The following is a 677-nucleotide window of genomic DNA, read 5'->3' on the forward strand; positions in this document are numbered from 1 at the left end:
CGGATGGAAGGAGCGATGCGCGCGGGCGGTGGGTTCGTCGAATTCGTCGTGGTGGGCAATCGCGCGGTGAGCGTGCTGATCACTGCGGCGACGCAGGTCGTGATCTCCGTCGACTCCTTCGCGACCAGCGTGAGCACGTCGTAGGTGGCCACGATGTCATCGTGCTGATTCTTCAGCACGGCGTCCCAGCGCACCTCTCCGTACTCGTCGGTCTCGCGGGGGGTGATCTGCTTCGCGGTGAGCTCCACACGGATGTCGTCGCCGGGGGAGACCGGCGTCACGAACCTCAGGTTCTCCAGCCCGGAGTTCGCCAGCACGGGACCGGGCGCCGGGTCGACGAAGAGACCCGCAGCCCACGACACCAGCAGATACCCGTGCGCGACGCGTCCGGGGAAGAACGGGTTCGCGGAGGCTGCGATCTCATCCATGTGCGCATAGAACGTGTCGCCGGTGAACGCCGCGAACGTCTCGATGTCGTCGAGGGTCACGGTGCGCGAGCCGCTTCTGACCTGATCGCCCACGTGGAGCTCGGCCAGAGACTTGCGGAACGGATGCACGCCGCCGTCCTGCTCGTAGGGGCGCGCGGCCGCGCCCTGATGCCAGACGCCGGTGAGGGCGGTCATCATCGTCGGAGAACCCTGCACGGCCGTGCGCTGCATGTGATGCAGCACCGCGCG

General features: G+C 67.7%; 1 pseudogene. It reads right to left on the reverse strand.

Going from position 1 to position 677, the window contains the following annotated elements:
- Nucleotides 1-116 precede the first annotated feature (116 nt).
- A pseudogene (locus KZA10_RS16880) lies at nucleotides 117-677 on the reverse strand (MaoC/PaaZ C-terminal domain-containing protein); the annotation flags it as partial.

The organism is Microbacterium sp. BF1 (assembly GCF_019279095.1).
GTDB classification, from domain to species: Bacteria; Actinomycetota; Actinomycetes; order Actinomycetales; family Microbacteriaceae; genus Microbacterium; species Microbacterium maritypicum.